Source organism: Palleronia rufa (assembly GCF_000743715.1).
Classification (GTDB): Bacteria; Pseudomonadota; Alphaproteobacteria; order Rhodobacterales; family Rhodobacteraceae; genus Palleronia; species Palleronia rufa.
Genome location: NZ_JQEY01000009.1, coordinates 63,267 through 85,472, shown reverse-complemented (window position 1 = coordinate 85,472; position 22,206 = coordinate 63,267). Strand labels below are relative to the sequence as shown.

Here is a 22,206-nt window from a genome sequence, read left to right as displayed (position 1 = left end):
GTTTTGCCCCGGATGCGGTCAGGTCATGATCGACGCCATGTCGATCAGGGAAAGCGATCTTTATCCGCCGGTGAAGCGGTTGCTCGAAGCACAGGGCTACGACGTCAAGGGCGAGGTCGGGGCGCTCGACGTCATGGCCGTACGGGGCGCGGAGCCCCCGGTGGTGGTGGAACTGAAGCGCGGCTTCTCCCTGGCGCTGGTTCATCAGGGGATCGACCGGCAGGCGCTGACCGACTGGGTCTACTTGGCCGTGCCCAGGGGCCGCAGGCGGGAGGCGCGGCGCAACGCGGCCCTGTGCCGGCGTCTTGGGCTGGGGCTGATGGAGGTCCGCCTTGCCGACGGTCATGTAGAGATCGCCTGCGACCCCGCGCCGTTCCGCCCGCGTCGGTTCCCCGGCCGCACCGCGCGTCTCCTTCGGGAATTCGCGCGGCTGGAGGGCGATCCCAATCCCGGCGGGCGGGCGCGCCGCGGCGGGATCGTCACGGCCTATCGGCAGGATGCGCGGAAACTTGCCGTGGCCCTTGCGGACGGGGAGTCCAGCGGGGCGAAGCTGCGGCGGGCCACCGGCGTCGTCCAGGCGACGCGGATCATGTCCGACAACCACTACGGGTGGTTCGAGAAAGTCTCTCGCGGCATCTATCGGTTGAGTCCCCAAGGGGTTGCGGCGCTGGAGGGCGCCGCGCCGGCGGTCGAGACCTGACCGCACGTCGCGCAAGGGGACCAAGGCTGTCGGAACGGCGCGGCGGGGCCCGTGATCGGGAGGCCGCAAGAGGACGGTCGCAGCCGAGATATCGCGGTTGACAGGCATGAGAGACGTGCCTATCTCGCAATCGTTAGCACTCACGCAACGCGAGTGACAACATCACGAACATGCATGAACCAAGGAGCGTTCAGAGATGGCTTTCACCCCTCTTCACGACCGTGTGCTGGTCCGCCGCGTCGAGTCCGACGAGAAGACCAAGGGCGGTCTCATCATCCCCGACAGCGCCAAGGAAAAGCCCGCCGAAGGCATCGTCGTGTCCTGCGGCGAAGGCGCGCGTAAAGACTCGGGCGAACTGATCCCCATGGGCGTCACCGACGGCGACCACATCCTTTTCGGCAAATGGTCGGGCACCGAAGTGACGATCGACGGCGAAGAGCTGCTGATCATGAAGGAATCCGACATCCTCGGCATCATCGCCGACAAGGCCGCCGCGAAGGCCGCCTGAACGTCCGATCCCTTTTCCGACCAACAACAGACACTGACTCAAGGAGCACCCAACCATGGCTGCCAAAGACGTCAAATTCGACACCAGCGCCCGTGACAAGATGCTCAGGGGCGTCAACATTCTGGCTGACGCCGTCAAGGTGACGCTGGGCCCCAAGGGCCGCAACGTCGTCATCGACAAGAGCTTCGGCGCACCGCGCATCACCAAGGACGGCGTCACCGTCGCCAAGGAGATCGAGCTTGAGGACAAGTTCGAGAACATGGGCGCGCAGATGGTGAAGGAAGTCGCTTCCCGCACCAACGACGAAGCCGGCGACGGCACCACCACCGCCACCGTGCTGGCCCAGGCCATCATCAAGGAAGGCATGAAGTCCGTGGCCGCGGGTATGAACCCGATGGATCTCAAGCGCGGGATCGACCTTGCCACCGCAAAGGTCGTCGAGGCGATCATGTCCGCCGCCCGCAAGGTCGAGAACTCCGACGAGGTTGCGCAGGTCGGCACCATCTCCGCCAACGGCGAGGCCGAGATCGGCCGCCAGATCGCCGATGCGATGCAGAAGGTCGGCAACGAGGGCGTCATCACCGTCGAAGAGAACAAGGGACTCGAGACCGAGACCGACGTGGTCGAGGGCATGCAGTTCGACCGCGGCTACCTCAGCCCCTATTTCGTGACCAACTCCGACAAGATGATCGCCGATCTCGAAGACTGCATGATCCTGCTGCACGAGAAGAAACTCTCGTCGTTGCAGCCGATGGTGCCGCTTCTGGAGCAGGTGATCCAGAGCCAGAAGCCGCTCCTGATCATCGCCGAGGACGTTGAGGGCGAAGCCCTTGCCACCCTGGTGGTCAACAAGCTGCGCGGTGGCCTGAAGATCGCCGCCGTCAAGGCGCCGGGCTTCGGTGACCGTCGCAAGGCCATGCTGCAGGACATCGCGATCCTGACCGGCGGGCAGGTGATCTCGGAAGATCTGGGCATGAAGCTCGAGTCCGTGACCATGGACATGCTGGGCACCGCCCGGAAGGTCTCGATCACCAAGGACGAGACGACCATCGTCGACGGTCACGGCGAAAAGGCCGAGATCGAGGCGCGCGTGTCGCAGATCCGCCAGCAGATCGAGGACACGACCAGCGACTACGACCGCGAGAAGCTGCAGGAGCGGGTCGCCAAGCTGGCCGGCGGTGTGGCCGTGATCCGTGTCGGCGGCATGACCGAGGTCGAGGTGAAGGAGCGCAAGGACCGCGTCGATGACGCGCTGAACGCCACCCGCGCCGCGGTCCAGGAAGGTGTCGTCGTCGGCGGCGGTGTCGCCCTGATCCAGGGTGCCAAGGCGCTCGACGGTCTGGAAGGCGCGAACTCCGACCAGAACGTGGGCATCTCCATCGTCCGCAAGGCGCTCGAAGCGCCGCTGCGCCAGATCGCCGAGAACTCGGGGATGGACGGGTCGGTCGTTGCGGGCAAGATCCGCGAGAGCGACGACAAGACGTTCGGCTTCAACGCCCAGACCGAAGAATATGGCGACATGTTCAAGTTCGGCGTGATCGACCCGGCCAAGGTCGTGCGTCATGCCCTGCAGGACGCGGCGTCCATCGCCAGCCTGCTGATCACGACCGAGGCAATGATCGCCGACAAGCCGCAGAAAGAAGGCGCCGGTGGCGGCGGCGGCATGCCCGACATGGGCGGCATGGGCGGCATGATGTAAGTCGACTGCCACGCGCGTCGGCAACGCGCCGACGTCAGGGAGATCCTCCGTGTGACACAGTCCACCCGGGGACGGGCCTGACGACCAGACCTGCCGCGTCAATCGCGGCAGGTTTTTCTGTTTTGCGAAGGCATCCGCCCGCCACATGTCCGCGAAAGTTTTCAGGATCACCAGCCGACACCGGCACTCCCGACTGTTCGGTCGTCGCGCTGCCAAGAACGGATGACGCGGCATGACCCGACGAATGGCATGTGATGCAACCGGCCTCTGCAACGTCAGCGGGTCCATCGCCGCATGACGAGAAACACGATCTTTGGCGCACTGCGAAGGCGATGTGATCCGGGGGACGAAAAGGGCGATCGCCTGTCGAACGTCCGCTACGCGGACAAGGGGGTTCCCAGATGTCTGCTGTCACGCTTTTCCCGAGCCATCAGCATCGCGGGTGTGACGACCAGGGAAAGGGCCGTCGCGACGATCAGCCCGCCCGCGATGGCGCTCGCTGAGGGTCTTCGCCCAGGTGCCGACCTATCGCGGCAACGACGTGTTGTTCCGGCGAATCTTCACGGCGACAACCCTCGTAATCGGACCGGCCAATCAACGTGCAAAATTCAGTGCCAATTATCGTGAAAAGTCACACAGAACCACGCGGTCAAAACCGGTTGTTATCGCTTGTGACAGAAACGTGCGAGTTGTGACCATATCGGCTACATGGCCTCGCACTGCAACGTCCTCCGCGGTGATCCCGTCAGTAGCGGCGGTCGAACTCGGCCGTGTCTATCCCGAAATCTTCGACAAGCGCTGTGACTTCGGTTGTGTCGAGTATGCCGGGGTGCTTCTTGTAGGCGACGTAGACGCCTTCCAGCGCGAGGTCATACTCCCCAACCCAAAAGAACTGTTGATCCATGGATATGTCTATTCCTGACCTGACCAAGAATTCGATCTGCTTTTCTAGAAGGTCGATTGCTTCTTTGTCATCCATTTCTCACCTTGCGTTATCCACTACGCCTTCACCGGAGACGGGATATCCGGTTCGCACCTCACCATTGGGCGTCACGACAGGCTGTGTTGCACAAAGGGGCTTTGTTGCGCAAAGACTGGGTGAGGGATTCATCTCGTGAATCCAGCGTGGTAGCTGTCCTGCATGAGCAGACCGATCCCGCCGAGCTACAAGACAAAGAACTGGCCGGCCTACAACGAAGCGCTGAAGCAGCGTGGTTCCCTGACGATCTGGTTCGATCCGGACATGGTCTGGGTGCCGCCGCCGACCGGCAAGCGAGGCCGGCAGCCGTTATATAGCGACGCCGCGATCCAGACATGCCTGACGATGAAAGTCCTTTTCGGCATGGCGCTCCGACAGACGACCGGGTTCATTGAAAGCCTCCTGCGCCTGGTCGGCCTCGACTGGGCGGTGCCCGACTTCAGCACACTGAGCCGGCGCCAGAAGACCTTGTCCGTGACTATTCCCTACCGCGGCTCAGATGGGCCGCTGAACCTGTTGATCGACAGCACCGGCATCAAGGCAGAGGGTGAAGGCGAGTGGAAYGCCCGCAAGCATGGCGGCGCGAAACGCCGTCTATGGCGCAAGATCCACATCGGCGTCGACGAACAGACGCTGGAGATCCGAGCCATCGAGATCACCGGAAGCAACGTCGGGGACGCGCCCATGCTGCCCGAGTTGCTCAACCAGATCCCCGCCGGCGTGGAGATCGGATCGATCATCGCTGACGGAGCCTACGATACGCGCAAGTGCCATGACGCCGTCGCCGACCGCGGCGCCCATGCCGTCATACCGCCGCGCAAGAATGCCAAGCCGTGGAAGCCATCAACCCCAGCCGCCATTGCCCGGAACGAGGCTCTGCGCGCATCGAGATACCTCGGCCGCGCCATCTGGCGAAAATGGAGCGGATACCACCGCCGGAGCCGCGCCGAGACGAAGATGCATTGCGTGAAGCTACTGGGGCAGAGCCTCCTGGCGCGCGACTTCGATCGCCAGGTCGCCGAACTTCAGATCCGCGCCGCCGTGCTGAACGGCTACACCGCGCTCGGCATACCCATCACAGAGCCTGCGGGATAAGTGCGTCCGGGGAAAGGGGAAGTCCGGGATTTACGGTCTTTGCGCAACAAAGCCACTTCAGCATCACAAGCTTGGCGCATTGCAACGCCGTTGGGGAGAGAGCGGCATCCACCCCATCTCCACCTTGCGACTGGCATCGGGTCACACTGCTGACTTCCACGACCAACTAAGTTATCTATGACTTTTCTCTACGCCCCCTATCTTCTCAGATTGCCGCCCTCGAAGAATGACTGCTCCAACCTGATGTCAGGGTTATTGAGCATGTTCTTCTCTCAGACCTCTACGTCGCAGCCTTCCAAGGGGGCGCCGACCGGTATTCAAGCAGAAGCCCGACAAACTACCGTAGTCATCGTCGGTCAAACGTCGAGGAGCGCATCGATGACGGCGCATTCCGGGACGGCATCGCCGGTGCACCGGGCGACGGTCTCCGACAGGACACGTTCGATCCGTGTAAGGTCCGCGATCTTGGCCTGAACGTCTTTCAGATGCCCCTCGGCGACGGCCTGGACGTCGGCGCAGGTCTGGGACCGATCATCAACCAGTCCCAGCAGCCCACGTATCTCTTCCAGTGTGAATCCGAGATCGCGGGACCGCATGACGAATTTCAACCGTCTGACATGGGCATCATCATAGCTTCGGTACCCTTTTGCGCTGCGTGGCGGGTCCGGCATGATGCCGACCGTCTCGTAATAGCGAACGGTTTCAAGGTTGCAGCCGGTGGCGCGCGCCAGATCGATCCGCCTGAGCGGCTTCACGCTTCTGTTATCCATTTTCCTCGAAAACCCCTTGAGCCTGTATCTCCTACAGACCTTAGAACGGTGGAAAGATCCGAACAAGGGCGATTCGATGGAACATAGTCTTACAGACCAGGCACCCGGCCAGGCGCGTCAGGTCGGGGATGAAACCTCGTAGGGCTGGGGCGCGACAGGCTTCGGCGTGCTGGGTGCGCTGGCGATGACATCGTGCTGCATTCTCCCGCTTGTGCTGGTGAGCTTCGGCGTCACCGGGGTCTTCATCGTGCAGCTCAGCGCACTCTACGCCTACAAGTGGTATACCTTCGCGCTGAGCGCCGCGTTCCTCGGATACGGGTTCTACAAGGCCTACAAACCCGTGGACCCGGAAGCCTGCGCCGATGGCGCCTGTGGCCGTCCTGTCAATCGCAGGGTCATGCGCGCGACCCTCTGGGCAGCCGCCGCAATCGTCGCCGTGGCGATGAGCTTTCCATACGTCACGCCCTTCATCCTGAAATTCTGAGCAAGGACCCGTTTCATGAAAACCCTTCTGTTGTCTTCGGCCCTCGCCCTCGTCGCGTTTGCCTCGTCGTCCTTCGCAGACGAGCGCAAGGTCGAGATCGCGGTCAGTGAACTGACCTGCCCATCCTGCTCGTTCATCGTTGCCAGCTCGATGCGGGGCGTTCCATCGGTGCAGATCGATCAGTTCGTAGAAGGCCCCGACGAGGGTGGTGGCGTTTACAGCGTCACCTTCGATGACGCTCAGACCAGTGTGGAAAGCATCGTCGAAGCCGTGACGGCGAACGGATATCCCGCCCAGGTTCTGCCCGAGCCTGCCTCGTAAAGCCGGAGGCGCGGGCATGGATGACAAACTGATGGGCGAGCTGCTGGATTTCGGGGTTGCGGCCCCGGTCATGCGGTTGTGTGCTGCGGGGGTGAGATGGCTTCATTGGCGCCGATCTTTGGCGGATTCGGAGCGTGAATCTCGGGGCTTGGCGGGCTCCCCATTGCACTTCTGGTGCGCTCGCTTTCCTCGCTGCCCGAGAGTTCCGAAAATCGAACGCAAGACGCGTCTTTCGCCAATACGCCGCCAGACAGAAGGACTGCATCTTGACCGATCACGCCGAGGACCCCGACCGCTTGCTGAAATGGGGGCTGGGCGGCGCGCTTTTTGCGGCCCTGTGCTGTTTCACACCACTTCTTGTCGTCGTCGTTGCTGGGGTCGGCCTGTCGGCCCTGACCGGCTGGCTCGACTATGCGCTGTTCCCGTTGCTGTTCTTCTGCCTCGCCGTCGTGGCTCAAGCGCTCTGGCTGCGCGCAGGGCGGCCGGGGCCTACCCCGAAACGCTGGGCGACGGCGATTGCCGCTCTGCTGGCGGTGCTCATTATCTGGATCGAGTTCCGCTTCGCGCTGCGGATCACCTTGGGCGCTTTTGCTGTCGTCGGCATCTACGCCTTCTTCCTCAATCGAATGCAATCCAAAGGAGCAACTCAATGATGATGGGATCCTGCACGGCAGCCGGCATGTTTTTTGGCGTACTTGGAATGCTGACACCGCTCATCGCCATCGGCGCGATCATCTATCTGATCGTCGCCAAGCGGAAAAACCCCGACCTGCAAGAGGCACGGTGACATGAAGGATATCGACAGGAATGCCGACGGCAGCGGCGGCTACGACCTGATTGTCATCGGCGCCGGTTCGGCCGGCTTTTCCGCCGCGATCACCGCGGCCGAGACTGGCAAGCGCGTGGCGCTGGTAGGCCACGGCACGATCGGCGGGACATGCGTCAATGTCGGCTGCATGCCGTCCAAGGCGATGATCCACGCTGCCGAGGCGGTTCATGGTGGCGCCGCAGCCGGGCGTTTTCCGGGCATCGACCCCTGCGCGCCAAGAGTCGACTGGACAGCCCTCGTGAACGGCACCGCCGATCTGGTGGCCGAGATGCGGCAGAAGAAATACGCCGACCTGCTGCCCCAGTACGACGGCGTCGATTACATCGATGAAGGGGCCGCACTGCTAACGGAATCCGGAATTGTGGTCGGTAAACGGACGCTTTCCGCCGACCGCATCATCGTCGCAACCGGTTCGCGGCCTGCCAGGCCTGGAATTCCTGGTATCGAGACGGTCGAGGTGCTTGACAGCACCGGCCTTCTGGCTCTGCCAGAGCGCCCCGATAGCCTGATCGTCCTTGGCGGCGGCTATATCGGGGCGGAGCTGGCGCAGATGGCCGCACGGCTGGGCGTGAAGGTGACGCTGGTCACTCGCTCGCGGTTGCTGCCCAGCGCCGAGCCCGAGGTGTCCGAGGCGCTCGCCGACGTCATGCGGTCCGAGGGAATCCGGCTAGAGACCGGGTTGAGCTATCGCGAGGTCAAAGTACAGGACGGGGGCGTGGCGCTGATGATCGAGCGTGACGGCGAGCCGGTCACACTGACCGCCGCGCGGCTGGTGGCGACTACAGGTCGCGTCGCCAATACCGAAGCGTTGGGTGTGGGCGTGCTCGGTATCGAGACCGACCACCGCGGCGCGATCCGCGTCGGACCGGACATGGCCAGCACGCGCCCCGGCGTCTATGCCGCCGGCGATGTCACCGACCGCGACCAGTTCGTCTACATGGCCGCCTATGGCGCCAAGGTGGCGGTGAACAACGCGCTGGGGCTAGAACCGATGCGGTATGACAACGCCGCGATGCCTTGGGTCGTATTCACTGATCCGCAAGTCGCCGGAGTCGGTCTGTCCGAAGCGCAGGCGCGCGCCGCCGGCCATGTGATCAAGACCAGCGTGATCGGTCTTGACAACGTGGCGCGCGCGCTGGCGGCCCGCGACACGCGTGGCCTGATCAAGCTGGTTGCGGATGCGAAAACCGACCGGCTGCTCGGCGGTCAGATCGTGGCGCCCGAGGGGGCCGACACGATTCAGACGCTGGCCATGGCGCTGAAGATTGGCATGACCGCCAAGGCGCTCGGCGAGACGATCTTTCCCTATCTGACCACCGTAGAGGGGCTGAAACTCGCCGCGCAGACCTTCGACAAGGACGTGGCGAAGCTGAGCTGCTGTGCCGGCTGACATCGTTGGAAGGAACCAAATCGATGAGCAACAACTATGACTTGATCGTGATCGGCACAGGCACCGCGGCGTCCACGGTGGCCAGGAAAGTGCGGGCCGCTGGTCGCAGCGTGGCGGTGATCGACTTCCGTCCTTTCGGCGGCACCTGCGCACTCAGGGGGTGTGATCCGAAAAAAATGATGATCGGTGGCGCCCGAGCGGTCGATCACGCCACCCGGATGCGGGGCAAGGGTGTAACGGGCGACGTCGCGATCGACTGGCCCGATCTTCTCGGGTTCAAGCGAAGCTTTACCAATCCCGTCCCGGCGAAGAAGGAGCAAGGCTTCGCCGAGGCCGGTATCGACAGCTTCCACGGACGCGCGCGCTTCGTCGCACCGGACGCGGTGGAGGTGGGCGGCGAGAGACTGGAGGCGCGGAATATCGTCATTGCAAGCGGGGCCGAGCCCATTCCCCTCGGCATCGAGGGCGAGGAGCATCTGATCGACAACGAGGCGTTCCTGAATATGGAAAGCCTTCCGCAGCGGATCCTGCTTGTGGGTGGCGGCTACATCGCGGCCGAGTTCTCGCACATCGCGGCCCGGGCCGGTGCGAAGGTGACGATCCTCCAGCGCGGCAAGCGGATGCTCCAGGGTTTTGACCCCGATCTGGTCGGTTGGATGATGGAGAAATTCACCGAGCTTGGCATGGATGTCCGCACTGACACCGAAGTGACGCGGGTGGAAAAGCGAGGCGAAAGCTATCGCGTCACTGCTGTCGCTGACAGCGAGCCGTCGACCATAGAGGCCGATCTCGTCGTCCACGCGGCGGGCCGGAAACCGGATCTCAGGAGCCTTGACCTTGCTGCCGGCGGCGTCGAGGTACGAAACGGCCGGATCGCGCTGAACGACCACCTGCGGAGCGTGTCCAATCCGGCCGTCTACGTCGCCGGCGACGCGGCGCAGATGGGGCCGCCCCTAACCCCGGTTTCAAATCATGAGGGCAAGGTCGTGACGGCCAACCTGCTGGAGGGTAACCACCGCAAACCGAACTACAAGGGCGTTCCCTCCGTGGTCTTCACCATCCCGCCGCTCGCCCGCGTCGGCCTCGGCGAGGACGAGGCGCGCGAGATGGGGCTGCGTTTCCGCGTCAATTGCGACAGGACACCCGGCTGGTTCACCGCCCGACAGGCGGCGGAAACCGTGATGGGTCACAAGGTGCTGATCGAGGATGGCAGCGGCCGCATTCTGGGTGCGCATCTGATCGGCCCGCATGCCGATGAGATGATCAACGTCTTCACGCTCGCCGTCCGGCATGGGCTGTCAGCGGAGCAACTCGCAGAGACGATGTTCGCCTATCCCACCGGCGCCTCGGACATTTCGTCCATGCTGTGAAATCTGTGCCAGGCGATGCGAAGGGATAGAGAGATGCAAGATATGACAATCGGAAAGGCCGCGGAGGCGGCGGGCGTGAATGTCGAAACCGTGCGTTATTACGAGCGGCGGGGGCTGATCGCGCAGCCGCCGAAGCCAGCGGATGGTCGCGCGCGCCGCTATGCACCGAGCACGGTTCGCTGTCTGCGGTTCATCAAGGACGCACAGCGCATCGGGTTTTCCCTGAAAGAGATTTCCGAACTCCTGTCACTGAGGGCGCGTGCGGACGCCAGCTGCGGCCACGTCCGCGATCTTGCGGTTCAGAAGCGTCGGGAGGTTCAGGACCGGCTGGAACGACTGCAAAGGATCGCCGGCGTGCTGGACGAAGTGATCGCCGATTGTCCCGGCGATGGCAATCTTCGTGCCTGTTCGATCCTCGAGGCGATCGAGCGCGCGAAATAACCAGGAGCTCTGCGATCTTCTATTGACACCGTACCATGGTACGGAGGTTAGCCTGCGGCGAAACACGTCACGCAGGAGATCGACATGATCCGTCGCAATGGATCACGGGGACTCGCGGTTGCTGGCCTGCGGGCTAGCGGCTGGCCCGCTGCAGGCGCAATCCAACGACACAGCGTCCGACGCGGGGATGGCGATGATGGGCGGGATGGAGACCGAAGGGATCCCGCGCCTGCCGCCGGTCGCCGGCTACGCCGAGGGCGACCGCATCTTCTTCGTTCACATGGAAGCCTCCGACGCCGGCATCGCCGGGACGCTGACCGAGATGATGGGCTCGCCGGTGCCGGTCGTGCCGGCGCTCGCGGACGCTCCGGACAGCATGCTCGCCAATGTCTATGCGTTCGAGAACGGCATCCAGCCGGAAGGGCCTCGCGGTCCGCTGAACTACCAACCCGACGTCTTCGACCGGCCGGTCGGCAGCTACGGCTATACGCCTCTGCGCCGGATCATGCTGGTGACCTGGAAGAACGACGCCCGGGCGCGCGTCCTCACATCCGCCGCCGATGTCGAAGCGGCGAGATCGGCTGGAGATATCGAAGTTCGAGACAGCGGCATCGTCGTGAACATGCCGTTCCTTACCTGGCCGGGCGGCGAGCGCTGACCGAACAAGCCATCCTGGGCCTGGTTATCGGCCCTCAAGCACAGGAGACTCTCAATGACCGACCAGAACACCAAGGACTGCATCCAGGCCTGCCTCGACTGCATGTCCGCTTGCGAGACCTGCATCGACTGCTGCATCGGCGATGCGGCAATGGCCGACTGCCTCAGGCTCTGTCTGGACTGCGCGGAAATCTGCCAGGCTTGCGCCAAGGCGATGGCCCGCGGCTCGCCCTTCGCGGCGGATTGGTGCGCGCTTTGCGCGAAGATCTGCGACGCCTGCGCCACCGAGTGCGCCAAGCACGACAAGGAGGCATGCCAGCAATGCGCCGAGGCCTGCCGCCGCTGCGCCGCGGCTTGTCAGAGAATGGCCGCCTGAGACTGAGCTGCAGTCGCATTCCCAAGGTGACCAGACGTTAAAAGTAGAATGTCCGCGCCGCGTCCGACCCTATTTGAAGAAACACGATCGAATACCTCCCTCGCAAATTCACGATCGGGCGTGCCTTGAGACGTTGGCTCCCCCCGGTCCTCGGCGGCGTAGTGGCGCTGGCGCTGATCTTCTGGCTCTACCGCGACCTCGACTTCGAGCGCTTCGTAGAAGGGCTGGGCGAGGCGCATCCCGGCTGGATCGGGATGCTGGCGCTGACGATCCTGCTCGAGCAATTCGTCAACGGCTGGGAGTGGCAGCAGATCTTGCATGACGTCAAGCCGGTCGGGACGCTGCGGCTGACCGGCGCGCTGCTGGCGGGATACGGCGCCAACGTGCTGGTGCCACTCGGTATAAGCCCGCTCGTCCGCTCTTGGCTGATCGCCCGCATGGAAGGCCTGAAGATGGGCACGGTGCTGACCACAACGATCATCGCGCGGTTCATCGACGGCGTGGTTTTCGCGCTTTTCGCCGAGCTGGTAGCGATGGCGGGCAAGGTGCCGCAGATCGCGGGCAACCTCGAACTCGGCCTCGCCGTCGCGGGGGCGCTGAACTTCGCGCTCTTCGGCGCGCTTCTGTGGGCGATGTTTCGGTTCCGCGCCCTGTTCGCGCGCGAGGGTCCGCTGATCTGCCGGCTTTTCGACTGGGTGGCAAAGTGGTTCCGCGCGAACGGCGCCGCCCTGCGCGGATCGCTCTGCGACGGCGTCGTGTGGCCACGCAGTCCTCGGCGCCGGGCGGGGGTCTTGGTCGCGGCGGTGGCGGCCAAGCTCGTCTCGGCCACGCACTATGTCTGGGCGGGGCTGGCGGTGGGCGTGGTGCTGGCGCCGTTCGACTATCTCTTCCTGATGGTCTTCGCCGGATTCTCGCTGGTGCTGTCGCGTTTCGTGCGCGTGCCCGGCGGTTTCGTCATCGGCTCGGCGCTCGCCTTCGAACTGCTGGGCGTGCCCGAAGAGCAGGCTTTGCTGATGATCCTCTTCAACTGGATGATGTCGATCATCCTCGTCGTGGGGGTCGGGCTCATCGTGCTCTGGCAGTCGGGCATCGACATCCGCCGCGCGCGCATCGAGGCGGAGGCCGCCGATGGAGGTGATCGAGCCGAGCCGCTCGAGGTCTAGCGTCACGTCGAACACGTCGGTGTCGAAGCGAACCGGCACGTCGAAATCGAAGCCTGCGATGATGGCGACGCCGGCGCCTGGTGCTGCGCCAAAGCTGACCACGCCGGTCGTGGTGTCGACCGTCCAGCCGGAAGGCTGCTCGACCCCGCCGAGCGCGATGCGCACGGTGCCCGTCACCGGCTTGGCGATGGCGCGCGTCCAGGAGTGCGCGCCCGAGGCGTAGCGCTTCACCAACTGGAAGGCGGTCGTCGCGCCGTCACCGGTTCCGATCGCCTGGTCGGTGGGCGATGGCGTGCCCGAAGGCAGGCAGGACTTGTGGTCGGCCCAGTCCTTGAAGCGGAAGCCATGGAGACGACCGTTGCGCGCCTCGAAGAAGGCGACCACCGCCGCCAGATCGTCAGCGCGACGGATGCCGTAGGCGACGTCGTAGCGGCGGCGCGAGTTGGCCCAGCTGGCGTTGCGCTCCTCGTCGCCCGAGGCGAGCTCGACGATCTGGGTGCGCCGTTCCGGCCCGCCCCGCGCGCCCCGGCTGATATTGTCGGGAAACCGGACCTCGTGGAACGCCATCACATGCCCCTCCGCCCGAGCGAGACGGCGCGGGCGATGTCCGCCGCGACCTGTGTGCGGGACTGCCGGAAGCTTTCGGCGTCGCGCGCCATGATGGTGACGTTGACCCCGCCGCCCGCGCCGTAGCTCTGTGCCTCCCGCCGCGACAGCACCCGTTCGCCGCGTTGCAGGATCGCGGGCACCTCGTCGTGACGAAGCCCCGCCATGCCACCGCCATGCATGCGGGGCGCGGCGGCAAAAGCGATGGCCGGGACCATGCGGGTCGGGCCTGCTGCGCCGACCATCCCGCCCGAATGCAGGACGTTGGCGAAGGTGAGAGGGGACCGTGGCCCCAGTGGGGCCGCGTAAGCCCCGCGAACGCCCGCCCCGGAGAAGACGCCGGAGAGCGCGTCTGCGATTGGCCCGAGGATGAACCGCCGCGCCGCGAGCTGGGCGAGATCGGCCAGCAGCGAGGTGACCAGATCGCGGAAGTTCAGCTTTCCCGTCTTCACGAACTGGCCCACCGCGTTCTCGGCCGATTGGAAGGCGCCGACGAGGCTCTGGCCGATGTCGCCACCGATGTCGCGGGCCTTGCTGGCGTAATCCGACAGCGCAGCTGTGACCGCCCGCCAACCGGTGACGGCAGCATCGGTCGCGGGCTCCGCTGCCGCAGCAGCAGCTGCTCTGGCTGCCGCACCCGTACCGGTGGCGGCTCGACCTGCATCGCCGAGGGCCGTCTCCAATCTCTCGGCCGCTCCGGTGGCTTCGGTCAGCGCATCGGCACCGTTCGGCGGGACAACCGTCCCCCGGACGGTTGTCTGATCCGCCTCACCGTCGGTGCCGCGCACGGCATCGCGCAGCGCCTGCCAGCTTGCTAGCGGCGCGCGGGCGCCCTCGGCCAGATCGCGCGCGGCGCTACGGTAGATATTCGCGGACTCGAGCGCCCCGTTCGCCGCCTCGGTCAGGCCGAGATCAGGCGCGGTCAGCGGGTTGTCCTCGAAGGCCCGATCAAAGGCTGCCTGCGCCGCCGTCGTTGCCGCACTGGCCGCGCCCTCGAAGCGGTTCTCGATCTCGCCGAGGTCGAGGTCGGGCACCAGCGAGATGCGCCGCTCCAAGCCGAGCGCTTCCAGCCCCTGGTTGATGCCGCCAATGAAGCCGTTGATGCGCGACACCACGCCGTTCAGCATTGCCTCGACGCCGTCGACCAGGCTGTTCGCCGCCTGGAACGCCAGATCGCCGATGGCTGCCGGCAGGAGACTCCAGATCGCCTTGATCGCCTCGTAGGCGCCCTCAAAGGTGTTCGCGGCCGTGTTGCCGAAACCGACGACGCTCTCGATGGCGCTCTGCATGCCCGACGCTGCGTCAGCCTTCAGGTCGAAGAACATCGCCGTGGCCGCAGCTCCCGCCGCAGCAGCGCCCATCTTGACGCGTTCCCAGACCTCGACCGCGAGGTCCTTCAGGAGCGACATCGCTTCGCCGAAGCCGCCCGCGCCGGAGACAAAACGGGTGAACTGGTAGACAAGCTCGCCCGCACCGACAATCAGCGCGCCGATGCCGGTGCGGATCAGCGCCCCGCGCAGCACGACCAGCGCTGTGGCGAGGCCGCGGACGGAGAGCGCCGCGGCGGCCAAGCCCGCCACCCAGCGGCCTGCGAGGAAGGCGGCGAAGGTCGCAAAGTAGGTTGTCAGACGGCCGATGTTGTCGAAGAGACCGCGGATCGCGATGCCGAGCGGCCCGGTGCGGCTGGCGACCGCCGCCATGGCGTCGGCGACGGCTTCCAACGCAGGCGCGGCAGCAACCGCCAGCTGGTTCGACAGGCCGCGCCAGATCAGCCCGAGCCGGGAGATGGCATCGTTCGTCCGCTCGATCTGGTCGGCATCCTGTGCGGAGACCACGACACCGAAGGCGCGCACGTCTTCCATCGCCTGGCGCAGCGTCGCGGTGTCGATCCGGCTCATGGCGATGGAGCCTTCCTCGCCGAAGAGCTGGCCCGCAACGGCGGCGCGTTCGGCGGTGGGCACGAAGCTCTCGATGGCCGCGTTGATGGCGCCAACGCGCTGGTCCAGCGGTAGTGCGATCAGCTCGTTGGCCGAAAGCCCGAGCCGGTCCAGCGCATCAGCGGCAGGACCGCTCCCGGCGGCCGCCTGGCTGAGACGGCGCGTCAGATCCTTGGTGGCCTGTTCGATGCCGGACATCGACACACCGGCCAGCTCGCCCGCGCGCTCCAGGGTCTGGATCGAGGCGACCGTGGTGCCGAGCGACTGCGCGAGCTTGGCCTGCGCATCGACAGTCTGCAGACCGGAACGGATCATTGCCACACCGGCGGCGGTGGCGGCGGCCACGGCAGCGGCGGCTGCTACCGCAACACGTCGCGAGAAGGCCGCCAGCCGGCTGTTCGCCGCTTCCATCTCGCGGCTCAGCCGTCCGAAGCCCCGCGACCCGGCTTCGCCCACGCCCTCCAGCTCGGCGCGCACCTGCCGTCCGCCCACGGCCGCGAGGCGGACGCTAACCCGTTTTTCCGCCATTGGTCAGAGTCCTTGCTTTCGCCCCATGGACGTCTTACGTTTTAGTCATCGATCAAGTGAGAGTATGACCATGGCAGAGACCGCGACCCTGTCCTCGAAGTTCCAGATCTCGATTCCCAAGGCGATCCGCGCGGCGCAGCACTGGGAAGCCGGGCTGACCTTTGCCTTCATCCCGAAAGGCACGGGCGTCCTGCTTGTGCCGGTGCCGAAGCGGGAGGCGTTGAAGGGGCTCGCGCGCGGCGCGTCCGCCACCGATTATCGCGACCGGACGGATCGGTTCTGATGATCCTCGTCGACACGTCGGCGTGGATCGAGTGGCTCATCGGCTCGCCGAGCGGCGAGAAGCTGTCCAAACATCTGCCCGACCAGGCCGCGTGGCTCGTCCCGACCATGGTCCAGCTGGAGCTGGCAAAATGGCTGACCCGCGAGGTCGGCGAGGACAAGGCCGATCAGGTGATCGCCTTCACGCAGGTCTGCCATGTGGTGCCGCTCGACACCGAGATCGCGCTGGCGGCGGCAGAGGCCTGCCGGGAGCACAAGCTTGCGACCGCCGACGCCATCATCTTCGCGACCGCCTGCGCGCAGGGCGCGACGCTTCTGACCTGTGACGCGCATTTCGAAGGTCTGCCCGGCGTCACCCTGATCGAGAAGATCACGGCCTGAAACCCGGGCCGCCATTCGCACTCAGTTCCTCGTTCAGCTTCCGGACCATCACCGCCTCGATGACGGGCAGCAGTTCGGCCATGGCGAGGGGCGAGACCCCGAGCGCGTCACCGAGCGCGAGCGTCGCCGACATGTCCCAGCCGATCACTGCGCCGGGAAGGACACGCAGCTGCCCGCCGAGGCGGCCGACCAGGTCCCAGACCTGCCAACCCTCCGGAGTTTCCGGCCGGTTCAGCCGCGCCGGGCAGTCCGGGCAGGCTTGCTCGCGGCCCTCGTAGGGTGCGCAGGCTTGGCAGTAGCGATCGCCCCCGCCGAAGGACCATTCGGCGAAAGCGCGGAGACGTTTTTTTCCTGTTCCAGCAGCAGACCCTTCGAGACATAGGTCAGCTGGAAGGCTTCGAAGATCGGCCAGACGTCGAGCAGCGCGTCGACGGCCTCGGGACTCGGGTCGATGGGGTTGCCGTCGGCATCGCCGATGCCGTCCCAGGCGAGCACCGCCCGTCGCGCGAGAGCCTTGGCGAAGGCGACCGCGCGTTCCTCGTCGGAAGCCTCCTCAGGCATCGCCTCCACTGCGGGATCGCTGCGCGTCGCCACCATCAGCGCGGTGGTCAGCGGGCGCAGCTGCACCCGCACGCCCGGCACGAGGTCATGCCAACGAGGGTCATTCGAGAGATCGAGAGTCAGCATTCAATATTCCTCGCGGTCGTTGGTCAGGGTGATCGTGCACATCCGGCCGACCGTACTGTCTCGCGCCGCCTGCCAGTCGAAGGTAGCCTGCACGCCTTGCGGCCCGGAAATCTCGATCCGCGGGCGCGGCAGATAGACGGCGTGGACGGTCAGCAGCAGGCTCTCGCCCGAGGGCAGCGAATAGCCGAACTCCATCTCGCAGGGTTCGCCCTCGATCGCCTGGGCTACCAGCACCCGGTCGGCGAAGCGCACCTCGATCGAGCCGGTCAGCGCGGCAATGGACGGGTCCGCCCCGTCGATGCGCCCGTCCGAGCGGATGGTCTCGATCCGGACGAGGTTGTTGGCGTAGGTGATGTCGGCTGGACCTGTCGCGATTTCGTGCCGCCCCAAGTGCTCGTTTAAGCCACTTTTCTTTCGAATGCGACGGGGCTTTTCCAGCCCAGTGCTGAGTGGCGGCGACGCGGATTGTAGAAGCCATTGATGTATTCAAAGATCGCCACTTCAGCTTGCCGCCGCGTTTCCCATGACCTGCGCCAGATCAGCTCGGCCTTGATCGTCTTGAAGAAGGTTTCGACAGCGGCGTTGTCATAGCAATTGCCCTTGCCGCTCATCGACACCTTGAAGCCATGCTGGCGCAAAAGCTTCTGATAGTCGTGTGAACAATATTGCGACCCGCGATCCGTATGATGGATGCAGCCTTTGGGCGGCGCCCGAAAAGCTATGGCCATGTTCAACGCCCGGATCGCCAAGTCGCGTTTCATCCGGTTGCTCACGGCCCAGCCGATCACACGCCGTGAATGCAGATCGAGGATTACGGCCAGATACAACCAGCCTTCGCGGGTCCAGACATAGCTAATGTCACCGGCCCACTTCTGGTTGGGCGCATCAGTGTTGAAGTCTCGATCCAGCAGGTTCGGCGCGATATTGAACTTGTGATCGCTATCGGTCGTCACCTTGTGTTTGCGGGTTCTGACGACAGATATGCCGTTCTGGCGCATCAAACGGCCCACACGGCGATGACCGACGTCCAGGCCGATCTCCTTCAACTCTTCGGTCATTCGCGGCCTGCCGTAGCTACCAAGGCTCAGGCGGGACTGTTCTTTGATGTGTGCAAGCGTGACCATATCAGATCGTTGTCTGCGACTGGCAGGGCGGCTACGGAAGGCCCGCAAGCCACGTGTGCTGACGCCAACGACACTGCATAAACGGTTGGCTGGGAAATGGTTCCTGTGTTCCTCGACAAACCTAAATCTCATTGCTTTAGGCCCGCGAAGAACTGGGTGGCCTTTTTTAGGATTTCCCTCTCCTCCCTGAGAAGCCGGATCTCACGTCGAAGCCGCTCATTCTCTTTGGCGAGGTCCAAATCCTCTTGTGAAACCACGTTCGTGTCTCGATGCGCTGTGATCCATTTGTTCAGCGTCGACATTCCAACGCCCAGATCATCAGCCACCTGCTTGCGCGTCAGCCCGCTGGTCAGCGCAATACGCACCGCATCCTGGCGGAATTCGTCCGTCCGTTTCAATCCCATAGTTCGTCTCCTTTGTTGCAGTAAATGCTATCAAAGGAGCGGCATCAAACCGCGACAGGTCCAAGCAGCTTTCGCAGGTTTTTGTCCAGATGAAGCTGACCGTGGTGCCGCCCGATCGGTCGGAGGAGATCGTGCCGAAGATCTCCGAGTTCGCGAACACCCAGAACAAGGTGAACGCGGCGGACTTCTTCTCCAACCACCCGTTCCACATCCGGATCGAACAGTTCTCCCGCAGCGTGATCTTCACGGCCCGCGAAGGCGAGCGCCATGACAGCAAGTGGTTCTACGAGCGGTCCCGCGGTCAGTTCATCAACGCGCGCGGGCGTTTGACGCCTGCGCAGCAGAAGAAGTTCGACCTGGAGTTTCCCAAGGCGCAGCTCTTCAGCAAGACCGACCTTGCGAAGTTCGATTATTCGGCTGCTGGCCATCCTGACTTGGTTTCGAAAGGTGCACAGAAGAACTTCGCCGAATTCGCCAAGGAGATCGGCGAGGCCTGGGCCAAGAGCGATGCACGATACGACGAACTATGGTATCGGCGGCTGATCGCGAAGGCCATCATCTTCAGGAAGCTGGAAACCGAGGTGCCGAAACAACCTTGGTACGAAGGCGGCTACCGCGCGAATATCGTGACCTACGCCATGGCCAAGGTCTTCCATGACGCGACGAGCGACAAGCAGGTGCTGGACGTCGATGCCATCTGGCGGCGTCAGGCAGTCTCGGACGCCTTATTGCGTGCGCTGCTCGTCGCCGCGGCCGAAGCCAACGATGTCATCACGCACCCACCGGCCGGGGTCCGGAACATGTCCGAGTGGGCAAAGCAACAGGCGTGTTGGAACGGCTTGAAGAGCAGGCAGCTCGACTACGATGACGACTTCGCCAGTTGCCTGACGCCGGTGGAGTCCGTGCGAACCGCGGCGCGGGACGCGAAGGCAAAGAAGGCGTTGACCGAAGGCATCAACGCCCAGACCGAAGTGGTCAACCTGGGGGGCGAATTCTGGGCCAAGGTGATGGACTGGGGGAAGGCTGAAAGGAAGCTGTCACCCAAGGACCTGCAGATATTGCAGATATGCATGTCGATGCCGCGCAGGGTCCCGTCGGATTTCCAAGCCAAGCATGCCATGGACGTGTTGCAGAGGATGAAAGATCAAGGTTTTGAGGTCGAACATTGATCATTGTCCGCCACATCTCGACGGCTATGTCGCTGCGCCAGGACCAGCAAGGTTCTTGAACGGGAGACCACTGAGCCTTGAATGTTCTGTCAAGGCGACTGATGACGCGGTCCCAATAAGTGACGGCGCAGAAGCGGGCTAGCGGTCACACAGCTGCTCGAATCGACCACGCGGCCGAAAACGAGACCTCGTTCTGTCGCTGCGCTGCGGTCGATGATCCCTCACCAACCCTCGGCAGTTGGCTTGCCGGGCGCCCGTTCCGGGTCTTCCCGTCCCATCAAATCCCGCCTCACAACCGAATCCCACTGATGGGATTTATGGTGGGACAGATAAGCGGCGAGGCCATTTTTCTGTTTAATATCAGCATCTTAAGGGGAGAAAATGGCAGCCCGTAGGGGAATCGAACCCCTCTTTCCAGGTTGAAAACCTGGCGTCCTAACCGATAGACGAACGGGCCATCGCTGGCGTGGGCGGTGTTTAGGAAAACTGGCCCGGCGGCGCAAGGGGGATTTCGCGGCGCGCGTCGGGATGCGGCGTTCAGGCGGGGGCCGCGTCTTCCAGCCGCAGTTGCGGACGGGCGCGGCCCTGCCAGTGGTTCAGTTCCAGTCGCCCGACCAGATGGAACCGCGCACCGGCGTGGGACAACAGCGCCGGGCCCAGGCCGGTGTCGAAGGCGCCGAAGGCGATGGCGTCGAGCTTCGGGCCGATCCCGTCGGTGAAGGCGATCTTGAGGTGGCTCTCGCCGACCCGGCGGGCGGCGGCGATGCGCATGTCGGCGAAGGCGAAGCGGGGGGCGGGGGCGCCCATCCCGAACGGGCCTGCGCCGTCGATCTGGGCGATCAGCTCCGGCGTCGCGCCGCCGGGCATCAGCAGCCCCGCCAGGTCGAGCGCGCGCGGTCCTTCCCGGCCCGCGCCCTGACGGGAGAGCAAGTCGCCAAGGCGCGCCATGGCGTCCTCAAGCCGCCCGGCCTCGACGGTGAGGCCCGCGGCCATGCGATGTCCGCCGCCCTTGATCAGAAGGCCTTCGCGGGCCAGGCGCTGTACCGCGGCCCCCAGGTCCACGCCCGCGATCGACCGCGCAGAGCCCTTGCCGATACCGTTCTCCAGCCCGATGACCACCGCCGGCCGGCCCGTCGCCTCCTTGAGCCGGGCGGCAACGATGCCGACCACGCCGGGGTGCCAGCCCTCTCCTGCCGCCCAGACCAGCGGACCGTCGACACCCCGTTCCTCTGCCTGGGCGAGGGCGGCGTCGCGGACCGCCTGTTCGATGCTGCGGCGCTCTGTGTTCAGGCGGTCGAGCCGTTCGGCCAGGGCGGCGGATTCGTGCGGACAGTCGGTCGAGAGGAGCCGCGCCCCCAGGTCGGCCTGACCGATCCGACCGCCGGCATTGATGCGCGGGCCGAGCACATAGCCCAGATGATAGGCGGCCGGCGGCACGTCGAGCCTGGCGATGTCGCCAAGGGCCGCCAGACCCGGCCGTGCGCGGTGGCGCATGACGTCCAGACCGCGCCGGACCAGCGCCCGGTTCACCCCCACCAGGGGCGCCACATCGGCCACGGTGGCCAGCGCCACGAGATCGAGCATCGCCATCAGGTCGGGTCCGGTCGTGCCGCGCGCGCGCAGCCGGCGATTGGTTTCGACCAGCAGCAGAAACACCACGGCGGCGGCGCAGAGATGCGACAGCTCACCGCTCTCGTCCTGGCGGTTGGGGTTCACCACGGCCACCGCGTCGGGCAGGGTTTCCGCACCGAGATGGTGGTCGAGCACCACGACGTCCGCCCCCCGGGCCGCCGCGATGGGGCCGTGGGACAGCGTGCCGCAATCGACGCAGAGGATCAGGTCGTGATCGCGGGCCAGGGCGGCCATCGCGTCCTCGTTCGGGCCATAGCCCTCATCGATGCGGTCGGGGATGTACAGCGTCGCGGGCCGGCCCATATCGCGCAGCCAGGTGATGAGCAGCGCGGCGGACGCGCCGCCGTCCACGTCGTAATCCCCGAAGACCGCGATCCGCTGGGATCCGTCCAGCGCGGCGATGAGCCGGTCGGAGGCGCGGCCCATGTCGCGCAGGCCGAGCGGGTCGGGCAGCAGGTCCCGGATCGACGGCGCAAGGTAGGCGGCGGCGTCCTGGGGGGGCACGCCGGCGCGACACAGAACGCGGGCGACCGGATCCGGCAGGCCGGTCCGCTGGCACATGGCCTCTGCCAGACGGTCCTCTGCCGCGCCGGGTCCGCGCCAGGAGCGCCCGGTCAGGGAGTGCTCGACGCCGAGAAAGGCACGGTGGGTATCGTCGCGGGGCATGTCCAAGT

The 22,206-nt window shown here is 64.9% G+C and carries 24 protein-coding genes, 1 tRNA gene and 2 pseudogenes; 17 read left to right on the top strand and 10 right to left on the bottom strand.

The annotated features are described in order from the left end of the window. Positions 1 to 25: 25 nt before the first annotated feature. From KW83_RS12575 to groL, 3 genes are all read left to right on the top strand, one after another. Positions 26 to 700, top strand: a complete 675-nt coding sequence (locus KW83_RS12575; RefSeq protein WP_200879684.1) for a DUF2161 domain-containing phosphodiesterase — start codon at positions 26 to 28, stop codon at positions 698 to 700. A gap of 196 nt (positions 701 to 896) precedes the next feature. After that, positions 897 to 1,208: a co-chaperone GroES gene (locus tag KW83_RS12570; RefSeq protein WP_036179254.1), complete on the top strand. Its 312-nt coding sequence runs from the start codon at positions 897 to 899 to the stop codon at positions 1,206 to 1,208. 55 nt (positions 1,209 to 1,263) lie between these two features. Beyond that, positions 1,264 to 2,907 carry a chaperonin GroEL gene (gene groL / locus KW83_RS12565; RefSeq protein ID WP_036179251.1) on the top strand — a complete coding sequence of 548 codons (1,644 nt, stop codon included), beginning with the start codon at positions 1,264 to 1,266 and terminating at the stop codon, positions 2,905 to 2,907. 745 nt (positions 2,908 to 3,652) lie between these two features. On the opposite strand, the gene KW83_RS12560 is transcribed toward groL, so the two are convergent. Then, complete coding sequence (locus KW83_RS12560; RefSeq protein WP_036179248.1) at positions 3,653 to 3,886, bottom strand: hypothetical protein; 234 nt, start codon at positions 3,884 to 3,886, stop codon at positions 3,653 to 3,655. 162 nt (positions 3,887 to 4,048) lie between these two features. Here KW83_RS12560 and KW83_RS12555 point away from each other — a divergent pair, with 162 nt between their 5' ends. After that, complete coding sequence (locus KW83_RS12555) at positions 4,049 to 4,981, top strand: IS5 family transposase (RefSeq protein ID WP_036179246.1); 933 nt, start codon at positions 4,049 to 4,051, stop codon at positions 4,979 to 4,981. Between the two features lie 356 nt (positions 4,982 to 5,337). Here KW83_RS12555 and KW83_RS12550 read toward each other — a convergent pair whose 3' ends face one another. Further along, positions 5,338 to 5,751 (bottom strand): MerR family transcriptional regulator, encoded by a 414-nt coding sequence (locus tag KW83_RS12550; RefSeq protein WP_200879683.1) that lies wholly within the window; start codon positions 5,749 to 5,751, stop codon positions 5,338 to 5,340. Between the two features lie 166 nt (positions 5,752 to 5,917). On the opposite strand from KW83_RS12550, the gene KW83_RS12545 reads away from it, so the two are divergent. The 10 genes from KW83_RS12545 (at position 5,918) to KW83_RS19220 (ending at position 12,782) form a co-directional block, all read left to right on the top strand. Further along, complete coding sequence (locus KW83_RS12545; RefSeq protein ID WP_051928483.1) at positions 5,918 to 6,235, top strand: mercuric transporter MerT family protein; 318 nt, start codon at positions 5,918 to 5,920, stop codon at positions 6,233 to 6,235. A 15-nt stretch (positions 6,236 to 6,250) separates the two neighbouring features. Then, the gene (locus tag KW83_RS12540; protein WP_036179243.1) at positions 6,251 to 6,556 is read left to right on the top strand and encodes a heavy-metal-associated domain-containing protein; all 306 of its coding nucleotides are present in this window, start codon (positions 6,251 to 6,253) and stop codon (positions 6,554 to 6,556) included. A 266-nt stretch (positions 6,557 to 6,822) separates the two neighbouring features. Further along, complete coding sequence (merF, locus tag KW83_RS19225) at positions 6,823 to 7,209, top strand: mercury resistance system transport protein MerF (RefSeq protein WP_051928482.1); 387 nt, start codon at positions 6,823 to 6,825, stop codon at positions 7,207 to 7,209. Then, positions 7,206 to 7,343 carry a hypothetical protein gene (locus KW83_RS20970; RefSeq protein WP_161785495.1) on the top strand — a complete coding sequence of 46 codons (138 nt, stop codon included), beginning with the start codon at positions 7,206 to 7,208 and terminating at the stop codon, positions 7,341 to 7,343. The genes merF and KW83_RS20970 overlap by 4 nt, the downstream gene beginning before the upstream one ends. Before the next feature lies 1 nt (position 7,344). Further along, positions 7,345 to 8,775 carry a mercury(II) reductase gene (merA, locus tag KW83_RS12530; protein WP_036179240.1) on the top strand — a complete coding sequence of 477 codons (1,431 nt, stop codon included), beginning with the start codon at positions 7,345 to 7,347 and terminating at the stop codon, positions 8,773 to 8,775. 23 nt (positions 8,776 to 8,798) lie between these two features. Continuing rightward, positions 8,799 to 10,145, top strand: a complete 1,347-nt coding sequence (locus tag KW83_RS12525; protein WP_036179237.1) for a dihydrolipoyl dehydrogenase family protein — start codon at positions 8,799 to 8,801, stop codon at positions 10,143 to 10,145. A gap of 42 nt (positions 10,146 to 10,187) precedes the next feature. Then, the gene (locus KW83_RS12520; protein ID WP_200879682.1) at positions 10,188 to 10,586 is read left to right on the top strand and encodes a MerR family transcriptional regulator; all 399 of its coding nucleotides are present in this window, start codon (positions 10,188 to 10,190) and stop codon (positions 10,584 to 10,586) included. Between the two features lie 187 nt (positions 10,587 to 10,773). Continuing rightward, positions 10,774 to 11,244 carry a DUF7482 domain-containing protein gene (locus KW83_RS12515; RefSeq protein ID WP_200879681.1) on the top strand — a complete coding sequence of 157 codons (471 nt, stop codon included), beginning with the start codon at positions 10,774 to 10,776 and terminating at the stop codon, positions 11,242 to 11,244. 54 nt (positions 11,245 to 11,298) lie between these two features. Beyond that, positions 11,299 to 11,619 (top strand): four-helix bundle copper-binding protein, encoded by a 321-nt coding sequence (locus tag KW83_RS12510; RefSeq protein WP_036179228.1) that lies wholly within the window; start codon positions 11,299 to 11,301, stop codon positions 11,617 to 11,619. A gap of 125 nt (positions 11,620 to 11,744) precedes the next feature. Next, positions 11,745 to 12,782, top strand: a complete 1,038-nt coding sequence (locus KW83_RS19220; protein WP_161785494.1) for a lysylphosphatidylglycerol synthase transmembrane domain-containing protein — start codon at positions 11,745 to 11,747, stop codon at positions 12,780 to 12,782. On the opposite strand, the pseudogene KW83_RS19990 reads toward KW83_RS19220, so the two are convergent. Together KW83_RS19990 and KW83_RS12500 are read right to left on the bottom strand one after the other, a co-directional pair. Beyond that, positions 12,747 to 13,349 (bottom strand): annotated as a pseudogene (locus tag KW83_RS19990) (phage distal tail protein, Rcc01695 family); the annotation flags it as partial. The gene KW83_RS19220 and the pseudogene KW83_RS19990 overlap by 36 nt on opposite strands. Beyond that, complete coding sequence (locus KW83_RS12500; RefSeq protein ID WP_036179225.1) at positions 13,349 to 15,853, bottom strand: phage tail tape measure C-terminal domain-containing protein; 2,505 nt, start codon at positions 15,851 to 15,853, stop codon at positions 13,349 to 13,351. The gene KW83_RS12500 and the pseudogene KW83_RS19990, both read right to left, overlap by 1 nt. 70 nt (positions 15,854 to 15,923) lie before the next feature. Between KW83_RS12500 and KW83_RS12495 the strand changes: the two genes are divergently transcribed. Further along, entirely contained in the window at positions 15,924 to 16,136 is a 213-nt protein-coding gene (locus tag KW83_RS12495) for an AbrB/MazE/SpoVT family DNA-binding domain-containing protein (RefSeq protein ID WP_036179405.1), read from the top strand. Then, positions 16,136 to 16,516 (top strand): type II toxin-antitoxin system VapC family toxin, encoded by a 381-nt coding sequence (locus KW83_RS12490; protein ID WP_036179222.1) that lies wholly within the window; start codon positions 16,136 to 16,138, stop codon positions 16,514 to 16,516. Before KW83_RS12495 ends, KW83_RS12490 begins: the two co-directional genes overlap by 1 nt. Here KW83_RS12490 and KW83_RS21510 read toward each other — a convergent pair. From KW83_RS21510 to KW83_RS12475, 4 genes and pseudogenes are all read right to left on the bottom strand, one after another. Beyond that, positions 16,506 to 16,685, bottom strand: a complete 180-nt coding sequence (locus tag KW83_RS21510) for a DUF7697 family protein (protein WP_456088819.1) — start codon at positions 16,683 to 16,685, stop codon at positions 16,506 to 16,508. The genes KW83_RS12490 and KW83_RS21510 overlap by 11 nt on opposite strands. A 62-nt stretch (positions 16,686 to 16,747) precedes the next feature. Next, a complete protein-coding gene (locus KW83_RS12485; RefSeq protein ID WP_036179219.1) occupies positions 16,748 to 17,203 on the bottom strand; it encodes a hypothetical protein in 456 nt (151 codons plus the stop codon). After that, positions 17,204 to 17,563, bottom strand: a pseudogene (locus KW83_RS12480) (phage tail tube protein); the annotation flags it as partial. Between the two features lie 38 nt (positions 17,564 to 17,601). Further along, positions 17,602 to 18,731, bottom strand: a protein-coding gene (locus KW83_RS12475) for an IS3 family transposase (RefSeq protein ID WP_152563458.1) whose coding sequence is annotated in 2 segments (ribosomal slippage) — positions 17,602 to 18,488 and positions 18,488 to 18,731 — 1,131 coding nt in all. Because the reading frame shifts where the segments join, the coding sequence is not laid out codon by codon here. A 29-nt stretch (positions 18,732 to 18,760) separates the two neighbouring features. On the opposite strand from KW83_RS12475, the gene KW83_RS12465 reads away from it, so the two are divergent. Next, a complete protein-coding gene (locus KW83_RS12465; protein WP_407667864.1) occupies positions 18,761 to 19,900 on the top strand; it encodes an AIPR family protein in 1,140 nt (379 codons plus the stop codon). A gap of 382 nt (positions 19,901 to 20,282) precedes the next feature. On the opposite strand, the gene KW83_RS12460 is transcribed toward KW83_RS12465, so the two are convergent. After that, positions 20,283 to 20,357: transfer RNA gene (locus KW83_RS12460), tRNA-Glu, on the bottom strand. Positions 20,358 to 20,437: 80 nt separating this feature from the next. Continuing rightward, a complete protein-coding gene (recJ, locus tag KW83_RS12455) occupies positions 20,438 to 22,198 on the bottom strand; it encodes a single-stranded-DNA-specific exonuclease RecJ (protein ID WP_036179216.1) in 1,761 nt (586 codons plus the stop codon). Positions 22,199 to 22,206 lie beyond the last annotated feature (8 nt).

Coding starts and splice junctions, on each gene's coding strand:
- KW83_RS12575 (WP_200879684.1), top strand. CDS start 26: ATGATCGACGCCATGTCGATCAGGGAAAGCGATCTTTATCCGCCGGTG.
- KW83_RS12570 (WP_036179254.1), top strand. CDS start 897: ATGGCTTTCACCCCTCTTCACGACCGTGTGCTGGTCCGCCGCGTCGAG.
- groL (WP_036179251.1), top strand. CDS start 1,264: ATGGCTGCCAAAGACGTCAAATTCGACACCAGCGCCCGTGACAAGATG.
- KW83_RS12560 (WP_036179248.1), bottom strand. CDS start 3,886: ATGGATGACAAAGAAGCAATCGACCTTCTAGAAAAGCAGATCGAATTC.
- KW83_RS12550 (WP_200879683.1), bottom strand. CDS start 5,751: ATGGATAACAGAAGCGTGAAGCCGCTCAGGCGGATCGATCTGGCGCGC.
- KW83_RS12540 (WP_036179243.1), top strand. CDS start 6,251: ATGAAAACCCTTCTGTTGTCTTCGGCCCTCGCCCTCGTCGCGTTTGCC.
- KW83_RS20970 (WP_161785495.1), top strand. CDS start 7,206: ATGATGATGGGATCCTGCACGGCAGCCGGCATGTTTTTTGGCGTACTT.
- merA (WP_036179240.1), top strand. CDS start 7,345: ATGAAGGATATCGACAGGAATGCCGACGGCAGCGGCGGCTACGACCTG.
- KW83_RS12525 (WP_036179237.1), top strand. CDS start 8,799: ATGAGCAACAACTATGACTTGATCGTGATCGGCACAGGCACCGCGGCG.
- KW83_RS12520 (WP_200879682.1), top strand. CDS start 10,188: ATGACAATCGGAAAGGCCGCGGAGGCGGCGGGCGTGAATGTCGAAACC.
- KW83_RS12515 (WP_200879681.1), top strand. CDS start 10,774: ATGGCGATGATGGGCGGGATGGAGACCGAAGGGATCCCGCGCCTGCCG.
- KW83_RS12510 (WP_036179228.1), top strand. CDS start 11,299: ATGACCGACCAGAACACCAAGGACTGCATCCAGGCCTGCCTCGACTGC.
- KW83_RS12500 (WP_036179225.1), bottom strand. CDS start 15,853: ATGGCGGAAAAACGGGTTAGCGTCCGCCTCGCGGCCGTGGGCGGACGG.
- KW83_RS12495 (WP_036179405.1), top strand. CDS start 15,924: ATGGCAGAGACCGCGACCCTGTCCTCGAAGTTCCAGATCTCGATTCCC.
- KW83_RS12490 (WP_036179222.1), top strand. CDS start 16,136: ATGATCCTCGTCGACACGTCGGCGTGGATCGAGTGGCTCATCGGCTCG.
- KW83_RS12485 (WP_036179219.1), bottom strand. CDS start 17,203: ATGCTGACTCTCGATCTCTCGAATGACCCTCGTTGGCATGACCTCGTG.
- recJ (WP_036179216.1), bottom strand. CDS start 22,198: ATGCCCCGCGACGATACCCACCGTGCCTTTCTCGGCGTCGAGCACTCC.